The 13,181-nt window shown below is 26.7% G+C and carries 14 protein-coding genes; 11 read left to right on the top strand and 3 right to left on the bottom strand.

The window, feature by feature from the left end; translation table 11 throughout:
* A partial coding sequence (locus ACERKK_RS06025; protein ID WP_373772183.1) for a RecB-like helicase occupies positions 1 to 2,647 on the bottom strand: 2,647 nt, incomplete at its 3' end.
* A 133-nt stretch (positions 2,648 to 2,780) separates the two neighbouring features.
* Here ACERKK_RS06025 and argB point away from each other — a divergent pair.
* The 6 genes from argB to ACERKK_RS05995 all read left to right on the top strand — a co-directional run bounded on the left by argB (position 2,781) and on the right by ACERKK_RS05995 (position 8,400).
* Entirely contained in the window at positions 2,781 to 3,686 is a 906-nt protein-coding gene (gene argB, locus ACERKK_RS06020; protein ID WP_373772182.1) for an acetylglutamate kinase, read from the top strand.
* Between the two features lie 8 nt (positions 3,687 to 3,694).
* The gene (thrC, locus tag ACERKK_RS06015; protein WP_373772181.1) at positions 3,695 to 5,176 is read left to right on the top strand and encodes a threonine synthase; all 1,482 of its coding nucleotides are present in this window, start codon (positions 3,695 to 3,697) and stop codon (positions 5,174 to 5,176) included.
* A 161-nt stretch (positions 5,177 to 5,337) separates the two neighbouring features.
* Positions 5,338 to 5,838 carry a Rieske 2Fe-2S domain-containing protein gene (locus ACERKK_RS06010; RefSeq protein ID WP_373772180.1) on the top strand — a complete coding sequence of 167 codons (501 nt, stop codon included), beginning with the start codon at positions 5,338 to 5,340 and terminating at the stop codon, positions 5,836 to 5,838.
* Between the two features lie 9 nt (positions 5,839 to 5,847).
* Positions 5,848 to 7,098: a cytochrome bc complex cytochrome b subunit gene (locus tag ACERKK_RS06005; RefSeq protein WP_373772179.1), complete on the top strand. Its 1,251-nt coding sequence runs from the start codon at positions 5,848 to 5,850 to the stop codon at positions 7,096 to 7,098.
* Positions 7,098 to 7,970 (top strand): c-type cytochrome, encoded by an 873-nt coding sequence (locus ACERKK_RS06000; RefSeq protein ID WP_373772178.1) that lies wholly within the window; start codon positions 7,098 to 7,100, stop codon positions 7,968 to 7,970. Before ACERKK_RS06005 ends, ACERKK_RS06000 begins: the two co-directional genes overlap by 1 nt.
* A gap of 34 nt (positions 7,971 to 8,004) precedes the next feature.
* Positions 8,005 to 8,400, top strand: coding sequence for a hypothetical protein (locus ACERKK_RS05995; protein ID WP_373772177.1), 396 nt, complete (start codon positions 8,005 to 8,007; stop codon positions 8,398 to 8,400).
* Between the two features lie 40 nt (positions 8,401 to 8,440).
* Here ACERKK_RS05995 and ACERKK_RS05990 read toward each other — a convergent pair whose 3' ends face one another.
* Positions 8,441 to 9,112, bottom strand: coding sequence for a 16S rRNA (uracil(1498)-N(3))-methyltransferase (locus ACERKK_RS05990; RefSeq protein ID WP_373772176.1), 672 nt, complete (start codon positions 9,110 to 9,112; stop codon positions 8,441 to 8,443).
* 2 nt (positions 9,113 to 9,114) lie between these two features.
* Positions 9,115 to 9,510, bottom strand: coding sequence for a hypothetical protein (locus tag ACERKK_RS05985; RefSeq protein ID WP_373772175.1), 396 nt, complete (start codon positions 9,508 to 9,510; stop codon positions 9,115 to 9,117).
* Positions 9,511 to 9,601: 91 nt separating this feature from the next.
* On the opposite strand from ACERKK_RS05985, the gene ACERKK_RS05980 reads away from it, so the two are divergent.
* The 5 genes from ACERKK_RS05980 to ACERKK_RS05960 all read left to right on the top strand — a co-directional run.
* Entirely contained in the window at positions 9,602 to 10,825 is a 1,224-nt protein-coding gene (locus tag ACERKK_RS05980) for a molybdopterin molybdotransferase MoeA (RefSeq protein ID WP_373772174.1), read from the top strand.
* Positions 10,818 to 11,501 carry a 7-cyano-7-deazaguanine synthase QueC gene (gene queC / locus ACERKK_RS05975; protein ID WP_373772173.1) on the top strand — a complete coding sequence of 228 codons (684 nt, stop codon included), beginning with the start codon at positions 10,818 to 10,820 and terminating at the stop codon, positions 11,499 to 11,501. Before ACERKK_RS05980 ends, queC begins: the two co-directional genes overlap by 8 nt.
* Complete coding sequence (locus ACERKK_RS05970; RefSeq protein ID WP_373772172.1) at positions 11,501 to 12,034, top strand: 6-carboxytetrahydropterin synthase; 534 nt, start codon at positions 11,501 to 11,503, stop codon at positions 12,032 to 12,034. The genes queC and ACERKK_RS05970 overlap by 1 nt, the downstream gene beginning before the upstream one ends.
* Positions 12,027 to 12,785 (top strand): 7-carboxy-7-deazaguanine synthase QueE, encoded by a 759-nt coding sequence (locus ACERKK_RS05965; protein WP_373772171.1) that lies wholly within the window; start codon positions 12,027 to 12,029, stop codon positions 12,783 to 12,785. The genes ACERKK_RS05970 and ACERKK_RS05965 overlap by 8 nt, the downstream gene beginning before the upstream one ends.
* A 77-nt stretch (positions 12,786 to 12,862) precedes the next feature.
* Positions 12,863 to 13,181: SDR family NAD(P)-dependent oxidoreductase (locus ACERKK_RS05960; RefSeq protein WP_373772170.1), on the top strand; the 319-nt coding region annotated here is incomplete at its 3' end.

The following is a 13,181-nucleotide window of genomic DNA, read 5'->3' as shown; positions in this document are numbered from 1 at the left end:
TTTTATAGTAGCTAACTTGTTTTATATGTTCATTTGATTTATCTTTTGTAGTTTTATAATCGAAGATATAATACTTATCTTCTTTATATAAAAGTAAATCTATTATCTTAATTTCTCCATTAAAAACAAGTGATTGCTCTGATATAAACTCTGAATCTTTTAATAAAGATGAAAACTGCTCATTCTGTATTAAAAGAGTAATTCTATTTTTAATATCATCAAAATCTTTTTGACTTAAAAAATTAGAAAACCTAGTTTTTGCTAAATTAATTGATTCATCTAAACTATTTATATTAAATTCACTCATCATTTCTAAACAAAAGTGTGTAGTAATACCAAAATACTTAGAGTGTAATCGATTTTTATCACTATCTTTTTCTTTTGCTATTTGTTTTTCTTGTGTACCTAAAGGCAAGGCTGTATATAAAACTTTTTCTTTTTTTTCATAATTTTTTGAGGCATTTATACTTTGAATAATAGTACCTTGTTTTATAATTCCCATATTTAAGATATCAAAAACAGAAGATTTAACTTTTTTAAATATAATCATATTATTTTTAGCACGTGTAAGAGCTACATATAAAATATTTATTTCATCTTCTAAACTTAGCTTTTTCTCTTTTTTAAGTGCATTTGCATACTCTTTATTATAGTTTTCATAACCTTTAATTTTATAGAAAATATTATTTAGATTTACACTATCATATTCAAATAATAGCGATGATTTATCAATATTTTTTCTTTTAATTCTATCTAGCATTATTACTGTATTAAACTCTAATCCTTTAGATTTAAAAATTGTTAAGATTTGAAGACCAGAAGATTCACTATTTTCCATAATAGCATCCATCTTATCTACTTCATAAACAAAGTCTACAATATTATTATATGTAGAACAAACATCTATAAACTTGATTACATTTTCATCTATAATTTTTAGATAAGTTGATATTTCATAAATTAATTCTTGAACAGATTTTTTATCTAAATCAAAATTTAAATTAAGTTTTGTAAGAACCTTGTTTCCAATTAAGGCATTTAAATTTTCTTTATAAATATCTTCTTTAAAATAAAGATATTTAATAGCATTTATTATTGCTTGAACATTTTCTTGATTAATTAATTTTGATGTCATTTCAGTAGTAATTTTAAGTGATGGAAATTTATCTTTTAAATAATAATATAAACTTAAAACATCAGCATTTGTATATGTTAATATTGCTATATCATTTGAATTTACACCCTCTTTTATTAATGAAGCAATTTTAGCTGCTACATTTACAAACTTTTCATCTTCATCTAAAGCAGTATCTTCTAAAACTTCAACATAGCCACCTTTTCTAATTGATAATTGGTCATGATATTCATATGATGGTAAGTTATTAAAAAGTGAATTTACATAAGATATGATATTTTCACTTGATCTATAGTTTGTATTTAAAACCTCTACTTCTAAAAGTTTATTATCATTTGCAACATAATCAAAAAGTTCTCGTTTTCCACCTCTAAATCTATAAATTGATTGTTTTATATCACCTACATAAAAAAATGATTTAAATTCATTTTCATTTCCTGACATAATTTCTTTTATCATTGGTTCTATAATTTTATATTGTAATAATGATGTATCTTGAAACTCATCCATTAAAATATGTGAAAATTTAGAATCTAATCTAAAATACAAAAATTTATTATTTATTTTATCAGATGATAAAAGTTCATATACTAAGTTTGAAATATCATTAAACTCTAAATAGTTTTTGTTTTTATTAAAACTTGATTTAAACTCTTTAAACATTAAATATAATTCGAATAATTTACTTAAACTATACCCTGCCCTTAATTTATAATATAAAGCTATTTGCTCTTTTACATCTTGAAAATATAATTCAAGTGTTTCATCTGAACACTTTTTAAAATAAGAATATTCACAGGCATTATCTTTACTTAACCATGTTTTTGTAAATAATTCGTCAAATTTATTAAAATCAACTGCTTTTACAGCAGATGCAGATGCATTTGGACAGTTTTGAATAAACTCTTTTATTTTATATGCTTTTTGTAATACTTCATCTTTTTGTAGATTTATTAATTTAACATCAATATTTACAATATCAATTGTTTCATTTTTTTCTAAAAGATTTTTAAATAATTCAAAAATAGAATTAAATTTTTTCTTTTCATAAATAGAAAAATCAATTAATGTATCAAATTGTGATGAAGATAATGATTGTAAAAACTTCATACTTAAGCTTTCTATATCATCAACTTTTATTTCAAAGTCATCAGACACACCAACATAACCACAAAATTCTCTTAATATTTTATTTATAAATTTATCAATAGTAAAAATAGATAAATTTGCATTTGAAAATGACTTTATAAGTATATTTTTTTTACCAAGAATATCTTCTTTTTTTAACTTTGATTCAGAAATAATCGCATTTAAATATGCTTCATCATCACCTAAAGTTAATAAAGTTTTATAAATTCTTTCACTCATTTCATTTGCAGCTTTATTAGTAAATGTAAGAGTTAAAATTTCATTAGGTTTTGCATCTAATAAAAGAAGTGTAATATATCGTACCGTTAAGGCAAATGTTTTTCCAGAACCAGCGCTGGCTTTTAGAGCTAAATATTTTTTCATAAAGTATCATACAGAAGTAAACGTTATAATTTAATATATTTACAGCTTTTAACTAATAATATAACAATTTTTATCATATAAGATTGTTTTAGATATAATGCAACATTTTAAAAATCAGCTTAGGATAATATAAATGCAAAAGAAACATCAAAAAGTTCAAGTTCTACTTGATGCAATTCCTCATATTAGAAAATTTTATGGAAAAACTATTGTTATTAAATATGGTGGTTCTGCACAAACAAGCCCTGAATTAAAAGAAAAATTTGCAGAAGATATAGCTTTACTATCACTTGTAGGAATTAAACCTGTAATTGTACATGGTGGAGGTGCTAGAATTTCTGAATTATTAGAAAAATTAGAAATTCCATCAGAGTTTATTGATGGTCATAGAGTTACATCAGAAGAAACTATGAGAATAGTTGAAATGGTACTAAGTGGTGAGATAAACAAAAATATTACATCTTTATTAAATCACCATGGTGCAAAAGCTATTGGAATTTCTGGAAAAGATTCAGCAATTATTCAAGCACAACCAAAAGATAATGGCAAGTTTGGATATACGGGTGTTGTTACAAAAGTAAATGGTGAAATGATAAATAATCTTATAAAAGAAGGTTTTATTCCTGTTATTGCTCCTATTGCTGATAGTGCTGAACCTAATCATCCAGGATTTAATATAAATGCTGATGTTGCTGCTTCACAAATTGCAATTGCTGTTGGTGCACAAAAAGTATTATTCCTAACAGATACAGTAGGTGTATTAGATAAAGAAGGTAAACTTCTAAACTCTTTAGATAAAAGCGATGTAGAAAATTATAAAAAAGATGGAACAATTGCAGGTGGAATGATTCCTAAAGTTGATTCATGTGTAGATGCTATTTGTAATGGTGTAAATAAAGCACATATTATAGATGGAAGAGTTGAACATTCAATTTTACTTGAACTATTCACAAGTGATGGAATTGGAACTCAATTTTTAAGAAAAGATAATCCAAATAATGGCATTGATATGAATAAATTATTAAACGATAAGATATAAGGAAAATTATGAATTTTGTAGAAACTAGAGGAAATGATGGTGTTAAACCAGTTGAAGCAACATTTTCACATGCAATACTAAACCCAAGTGCTTCATTTGGTGGATTATATGTACCAAAAGAACTACCTGTATTAGAAGAAAACTTTATTTTAAATCATAAAGATAAATCTTATAAAGAGTTAGCTTTTGATATTTTAAAAGCATTTGAAATTGATATTGATGAAAGTGAAATTAATAAAGCTTTAGATTTATATGATAATTTTGATGATAAAAACAACCCATGTCCTGTTGTAAAAGTTAAAAATGACTTATTTGTACATGAACAATATCATGGACCAACAAGAGCATTTAAAGATATGGCATTACAACCTTTTGGTTCAATTTTATCTTCAATTGCAAAAAAAAGAGATGAAAAATATTTAATTTTAGCAGCAACTTCTGGAGATACAGGACCAGCTGCATTAAATACATTTAAAAATAAAGAAAATATCCAAGTAGCTTGTTTATATCCAGATGGTGGAACAAGTGATGTTCAAAAATTACAAATGGTTTGTGAAGATGGGAAAAACCTAAAAGTAATTGGAATAAAAGGAAACTTTGATGATGCTCAAAGTGCATTAAAAAGTCTTTTAGCTTCTGATAGCTTTAAAGAAGAATTACAAAATGATGGTATAAAACTTTCAGCTGCAAACTCTGTTAACTTTGGAAGAATTATATTTCAAATTATTTACCACTTTTGGTCATATATTCAACTTCTTAAACAAGAAGAAATTACATTTGGAGAAAAAATTTATTTAATAGTTCCAAGTGGAAACTTCGGAAATGTTTTAGGTGGATTCTATGCTCAAAATATGGGTGTTCCAATTGAAAAACTATTAGTAGCTTCAAATGAAAACAATATTTTAACTCAATGGATAAATACAGGTATTTATGATATTAGAGGAAAAGATTTAAAATTAACAAAATCACCTGCAATGGATATTTTAAAATCATCAAATATTGAAAGAGTTATTTACTCACTATATGGTGCACAAAGAACTAAAGAATTAATGACAGACTTAAACGACAATAATATTTTCACTATGACAGAAGATGAAACTAAAAAACTTCAAAAATATTTTTCTGCTGTAAATTCAGATGATAATTATGGTCAAAAAATAATAAAAGAGTTTTTAGATGAAGGATATTTAATGGATCCTCATACTGCAACTTGTTTAAAAGCTTATGAAAATTTAAAAGAAAAAAACCTAAAAACTGTATTATATTCAACAGCAGAATGGACAAAATTTTCACCAACTGTGTTAAATTCATTAAATAATAATGACACAAAATACAGTGATAAAGAAGCATTAGATGAAATTTCATCAAAATATAATGCTAATTTACCTCAAAGTATTAAAGATTTATTTACTGCAAAAATAAATCATGATTCTATTATCGATAAAGAAAATATAGAATCTGAAATTGTAAAATTTATTAGAGAAGCATAAGTTTCTCTAATAATTTCTCATTTAATAAACTTTATCTTTTCACTGTGTAGTAACTTCACAAAATTTTTAAACACTTTTCATTTATGACCTAGGTCAATGCTATTTAAGTAATTTAGTAATATAATATTGCATTCTAATTTAAAAAAAAAGGAAGCCAAATTATGTCTAATAAAACTAATAGACGAGATTTTCTTGGTTACTCATTTGCTGCAGTTGCTGCAGTAGGTGGTGCTGCGTCACTTGTTGGTATGAAACAAGCATGGGATCCACTTCCTAGTGTACTTGCAGGTGGTTTTACAACTGTCGAGATAGGTACATTAAAAGCGGGTCAACCTGTAACTGTTAGTTGGAGGGGAAAACCAATTTTCCTTCTTAAAAAAACTGCTGAAATGGGTGAAAACAAAAGAGATTTAGTAATCGGTACTGATAGATATACTGTTGCTATTGGTCTATGTACTCACTTAGGTTGTATTCCAGCTTGGAAGAAAACAAAATGGAAATGTGCATGTCACGGTGGGGAATTTAACCCTAGTGCAGAACAAGTGTTTGGACCACCACCAAGACCACTTGATCTACCAGCATTTAGTGTAAAAGGTACTTCTATCGTTTTAGGTGAAGAAGGACCAGAATACAAAGCAATCGCAGCTGCGATGATGGCGTAAGGGGAATTTATGGCAAAGTTTGAAAAAGCAAACTCTGTTGGTGAGTGGTTAGACCAAAGGTTAAATACTACTACACTTAACAAAGTTATGATGACTGAATATTGGATTCCAAAAGATATCAACTTCTTATGGGCAATGGGAGTATTACTAGCAACTACTTTTGGTATATTAGTAATTTCTGGTATTTTCTTAATGATGTACTACAAACCTGATGTTGCATTAGCATTTGATTCTGTTAACTATACAATTATGCAAGAAGTTGCATTTGGTTGGCTATTTAGACATATGCACGGTGTTGCAGCTTCTGTAATTTTCTTAATTATTTATATTCATATGTTTACAGGTATCTACTATGGTTCTTATAAACAAGGTAGAGAAATGATTTGGATTTCTGGTATGTTATTATTTATGACATTCTCAGCTGCTGGATTCTCAGGATACATGTTACCATGGGGACAAATGTCTTACTGGGCTGCAATGGTTATTACTAACCTATTTGGTGGAGTTCCTGTAATTGGAGATGCTTTAGTTGTATGGATTAGAGGTGACTTTAATGTTGCTGATGCTACTTTAACTAGATTCTTTATGTTACACGTATTCTTATTACCTATTACTATTATGGGTATTATTGGATTACACTTCTATACTTTAAGAATTCCTCATGTTAATAATCAATCTTCTGATGAGTTTGATTTTGATGAAGAAGCTGAAAAATATTTAGCTGGTAATAAAAAAGAATCTAAAGTTATTCCTTTCTGGCCTGTATTTATTTCTAAAGATTTAGCTGTATTAGGTGTATTCTTAATTTTCTATTTCTATTTAGTATTCTTCCATTATAATTTTGCAATGGATCCAGTTAACTTTGATCCTGCTGATAATATGGTTACTCCTGCGCATATTTACCCTGAGTGGTATTTCTTATGGTCGTACGAAGTATTAAGAGGATTCTTCTTTGATATTGCTGGATTTAGTGCATTTGATATTGGTTTAATTGCCTTTGCATTTGCTAATGCTATTTTCTTAGTATTACCATGGTTAGATAGAGATCCTGTAATTTTACCAGCTCACAAAAGACCTGCGTTCTTTATATGGTTCTGGATATTAATGGCAGATTTAATTGTATTAACTGTTTATGGTAAATTACCTCCAACAGGTACAAATGCATGGGTTGGATTCTTTGCAGCTGTAGCATTTATTTTATTATTTGTTATACTTCCAATCGTTACTAAAATTGACGCTAAGAAAAGGGGATCATTATAATGAGAGAATTAAAAATACTAGCAGTAGTAGTAGCTTTAACGCTTATTACATATTGGGGAGTTGAGCCATTTGCTCACTCTCAAATGCACCCACACGTTGAAAAAGCAGATTTCAAATTTACAGATGTTGATGGTTTAAATGGTTTAGAAGGTAATGCTGCAAATGGTGAAACTTTAGTTACATCAAATTGTACTGCTTGTCACTCTATTGAAGCAAAAGGTTTCCCTCAAGTTATGGATAATGCTAGCTCTGCTGCTGCATATGGTGTTACACCTCCTGACTTAAGTACTGCTGGAAAATTATACAATGCTGATTATTTAGCTGCATTTATTAAAGATCCTGCAACTGCATCAAAAGTTTCTCATAAATTTGTTGATGGTAGAGTTCACCCAATGCCAGGTTATTCTTGGATGCAACCACAAGAAATTGCTGATATGGTAGCTTATTTACAATCTATTGCTCCTAAAGAAATGAGTAATAAAGAAGTATTTACTGATGCTTGTCAAAGATGTCATGCTATTAAATATGCTGATATGCAAAAAGGTACAATGGCATCATTTACACCTGATGAAAATATCAAGTCATACATGGGTAAAATTCCACCTGATTTATCTCAATTTATTAAATCAAGAGGACATGAATACTTAACAACTTTTGTTAATGACCCACAAAAACACTTAGAGGGAACAGCAATGCCAAGAGTTGGATTAACTGAAGATTCACAAAATCAAGTTATTTCATACTTAGAAGAAGTTGGTGATTCTAAAAAAGCGCAAAGAGAAGAGTTAGGACCTAAGTTCTTAATTTATATGGTTATTTTTGCTATTTTTGCATTCCTATGGAAAGCTAGTAAATGGAGAGAAGTTCATTAAGAACTTCTTTACAATAAAAAACAAAAGGAAAACTATGAAAATAGGTAAAATTATTTTAGCTGCAGCTCTTTTTATTGGTGTTGCTAATGCTCAAGATGTTATGAAAAAATCTATGTCAATCATGGAACAAGGTATGACTCAAATTCAACAAGGTTTTTTAAATAATAATCTTGAATTAATTAAAAGCGGTACTAAACTTGTTGAAGAAGGTAATGCATTATTCTCAGATAAAAAAGTGATTTCTAATTACTTACCTGATAATAAAAAGCACATGACTAATGTTGCTGTTAATTCTGCTAAAAGAATTACTTTAGATATTAGTGAGTTAAAAGCTAACTTAGATAATAAAGCATATATTGACGCTGCAAATTCATATTCTGATATGTTAAATGCATGTTCAAGATGTCACTCAATTGTAAGAAGTTGGTAAGACAGATAAAAAGATAAACTTTTGTTTATCTTTTTATTTTTTATAAAAGTATTTTAGAACTAGCTGATATAATAGCAGTTTCTGACCTTAAAATCAAAGAAGAATTAAAACCTACAATATTCTTTTTATCAAATATCTTTCTTTCATTATCAGAAAAACCACCCTCACAACCAATTACTAAAGTTTTAATACTATCTTTTTTATCATCAATATTTGTATGTGAAAAATCTAAGAAGTAAACATCATCATTTTCTTCTAAAAACTCTTCAATACTATCACAAAGTTCAATTTTTATAATATTTGAACGTCCACATTGAGAAGAAGAATTAATTAATATTTTTTCTAGTTTTTCAATATTTATTGTAAAGTTTTTTTGTGAAAATTCACTATAAATAAAAGTGATTTTCTCTACACCCATTTCATTTAATGATGCAATATATTTTTCAACCGTTTTAGGGTCAACAACACACCAACCTAAGTGTAATGATGTATTATTAAGTAAAACTTTTTCTTCACTAGAAATAAGATTAAAAATTGCACTTCTTCTATCAATAGAAACTAATTCATAAAGATGAATAAAATCATCTTTTAGATTTCTAAAATAAATTTTATCCCCTATTTTATGTCGTCTAGCTTTTATTAAATATTTATAAATATCATCTTGAATATTTAAAATATTACTTCCAGACTCAACACTATAAGTAAATTGCATGATTAAAATACTTTACTAATTATATAAATAGAAACAATAACCATAATTTCTATTGTGTATACTTTTTTTGCGAATTTATAAAACTCTTCTTGAGCTTGAATATTATCAAGTTTGATTACTCTCATTTTTTTATATCTTTTTATTTCAATAACTAATAAAAATATCGATGCAGGTATCATTAAAAAAATTGTAATACTCATTACCTGTGCATAAAATGCAACAATTGTACCTGTGTAAATTACTATTGCATTTGTAAGATGATATAGTGGTGTCATAACTCTTAGTCTTTTAGCTAAAGTCATGAAATCTTTTTCTCTTGATACAGAATAAAAATTAAATAGCATAATTGCTAGAAAAAAATATATTGTGTAAACATGTGTATCTACTGCGCTTTGCATTAATTCCATTATCGTTTATCTCACTTTTAAAAAATTTTGGTATTATATCTAACTTGTCATAAGTTTTTATTTTAATAAAAAAAGGGATGAAATGTCAATTTCTCTAGAAGAAGCAATAGATTCTGTTTTAAATATTCAAACAAATTTAAATTATGAAATAATTCCAATAGAAAATGCTCAAAATAGAATTATTGCAGAAGATATATTAGCAATTACAAATTTACCAAAATTTAACAATTCAGCAATGGATGGTTATGCAATTATTTATGAAGATTATGAAAATGAACTTGAAATAATTGACACTATTTTTGCAGGTGATAATAATACTACTTTATTACAAAAAAATAAATGTATTAAAATTATGACTGGTGCAAGAATTCCAAATAACTGTACTGCTATTATTCCAAAAGAAAATATTGAAAAACTTAATAACAATAAAATAAAAATTATACAAAAAGTAAAAGAATACCAACATATTAGATTTATTGGTGAAGATATAAAATTAAATACAATATTAATAAAAAAAGGTGAAGAATTACTATTCTCACAAATTACATTATTAGCTTCACAAGGTAAAACACATATAAAAGTTTATAAAAAACCAAAAGTTGTAGTCTTTTCAAGTGGAGAAGAATTAAAACTTCATTATGAAAAAATAGAAGATTATCAAATTTATAATTCAAATACTCCAAGTTTAATATCAAGAGTAAAAGAGTTAGGATGTGATGTTAATTTTATTGGACAAGCAAAAGATTCAATTGAATCAATAAAAGAACTGATTAGAAACTCTTTAGATGCTGATTTAATTATTACATCAGGTGGTGTTTCTGTTGGTGATGCTGATTTTACAAAAGGTGCTTTTAATGAATTGAATTTTAAAACAATTTTTGATTCAATTGCAATAAAACCAGGAAAACCAACTGTATTTGGAAAAATTGAAAATACTTTTATTTTAAATTTACCAGGTAATCCACTAGCTTGTTCATTAGTTTTTGAAGTAATAGGAAAAATATTAATTCAAAAATTATCAGGAAGTAATGAAGTTTATTTGAATTTTATTAACTCAAAATTAAAAAACAATTATTCACTTAGAAAAGGTAGAACTACAATTATCCCAGGATTTTTCAATGGAGAAAGTTTTGAAATTTCAGAAAAAAGATCTCCTGGAATGGTTTCAGTATTGAGTTCTTGTAATTCAATGATAATATTAGACAAAGATGTGGAACAACTAACTACAAGTAATTTAATAAAAATTCTTCCAATAAATTGGAAATTCTTTACAAATAAGAAAAAGGACTTTTTAACACATGAATAATATCTCGAAGAAAAAGGCAATATGTATTTTAAGTGGCGGAATGGATTCCACTTTATCATCATATATAGCAAAAGAAGATGGCTATGAAATTATTGCCGTTCATTTTAATTATGGACAAAGAACTCAAGATAGAGAATTAACTGCATTTAGAAATATTTGTAGTGATTTAAAAATTATAAACAAATATGAAATTGATATACCATTTTTTACTCAAATTGGTGCAAGCGCTTTAACAGATGACACTATTGATATTCCAATTAATGGTGTAGAAGCTGGTGTTCCAATAACATATGTACCTTTTAGAAATGGTATTTTCCTTTCAATTACAGCTGCAATTGCTGAAAAAGAAGAAGCAAGTGCTATGTATATTGGTGTAGTTCAAGAAGATAGTTCTGGATATCCTGATTGTACAGATGAATTTATAGCTGATATGAAAAAAGCAATAAATCAAGGTACAAAAGAAGAAACAAAAATAGAAATCAAAACACCTTTAGTTCATTTAAGTAAAGCACAAATTGTAACTAAAGCTTTAGAATTAAATGTTCCACTTGAACATACATGGTCTTGTTATAAAGAAGAACAAGAAGCTTGTGGAGTATGTGATTCTTGTAGATTAAGATTAAATGGATTTAAAATTGCAAATGCAGTAGATCCAATTCCTTATAAGGCAAATTAATGCACTGGAAAATTTCAAAAGAGTTTGAATTTTGTTATGGTCATAGAGTTTGGTCACAATCATTAAATACAGAATTTTCATTAGACCCATGTTTAAAGTGTAGACATTTACACGGTCATCAAGGGAAAATATTAGTTTATTTAGAAGCAAGTGAATTAAAAGATGGAATGGTTACAGATTTTAAACATTTAAACTGGTTTAAACTTTTTATTGATGATGTACTTGATCATAAATTTATATTAGATATAAATGACCCTTTATTTAATACTTTATTGCCAAATATAAATAAAGAAGATTTAATTTCATTTCCTCAAGGTTATAAACTAGTAAATTTAACTGCCTTTAAAGATGAAGAAACTCATATAACAGAATTATATGAAAGTTATATTATTGTTGACTTTGTACCTACTAGTGAAAATTTATCAGCATGGTTTTTAAAAATCGTTCAAGAAAAGATGAATAAGTTAAATGTAAAAGTTTCACATATAGAATTTTTAGAAACTCCTAAAAGTAAAAGTACTTTTTATGCTTGAAATAAATGAAATTTTTGGCCCTACTATTCAAGGTGAAGGAAAATTAGTAGGAACACCATCAATATTTATTAGATTTGGAAAATGTAACTTTTCATGTAAAGGTTTTAATGTTGAATATGAAACTCCAAGTGGAATTAAAAAATGTGCTTGTGATACATATTATGCAGTAGACAATGCATTTAAAGATACATGGACAAAATATCAATCACATAAAGATATTTTAGATGAAGTGAATAAACTTTCGAAAAAATACAATTATAAAATAGATATTGTAATTACAGGTGGAGAACCTTTACTTTATTGGAATAAACAAGAGTTTCAAAACTTATTACAATATTATATAAACAAAGGTCATAAAGTTACTATTGAAACAAATGCATCTTTAAATTTAAATTTTGAATATGACTACCAAAAAGATATACTTTTTTCAATGAGTGTAAAATTAAGTAATTCACTTGAGCCACTTAAAAAAAGGGTAAATAAAGAAACATTAAAAAAGATTCTTACAAATACAAAAGAGTCTTATTTAAAATTTGTAATAAATAAAGATTCACTTGAAGTTGCAAAAGATGAAATAAAAGATATTTTAGCTGATATTCCAAGGTGTGATGTTTTTTTAATGCCAATGGGTGATACAGCAATAGAAATCAATAAAAATTGCCAAGCTGTTATTGATATGTCAATAGAAAATGGTTATAAATATTGCGATAGATTACATATAAGAATTTGGGATAATAAAAGAGGCGTTTGATTTCATAAATATTAATTTATAAAATTAAAGATATAATATAGACCAAAATTAAGAATTATAAATATAAAAGGAAAAAAATGAATTTTACAGGTTCAAATGTATTAGTTACTGGAGCTAGCAGAGGAATTGGTGCAGAAATTGCAAAAACTCTTGCTTCTTATGGATTAAAAGTATGGATTAATTATAGAAGTGGAGCGCAAGCTGCTGAAAAAATTCAAGAAGAAATTGAAGCAGCAGGTGGAAAAGCTGCAATTATTAAAGCTGACGTTACAAGTGAAGAAGAGTTTACATCTGCAATTAAAACAATCGTAGATGCAGATGGAGAATTATCTTATTTAGTTAATAATGCTGGAATTACAAAAGATAAATTAGCATTAAGAATGTCTGTTGAAGATT

The organism is Poseidonibacter sp. (genome assembly GCF_041821165.1).
Taxonomy (GTDB): domain Bacteria; phylum Campylobacterota; class Campylobacteria; order Campylobacterales; family Arcobacteraceae; genus Poseidonibacter.
The sequence above is the reverse complement of the archived record's forward strand: the minus strand, read 5'-3'. Positions and strand labels throughout refer to the sequence as shown.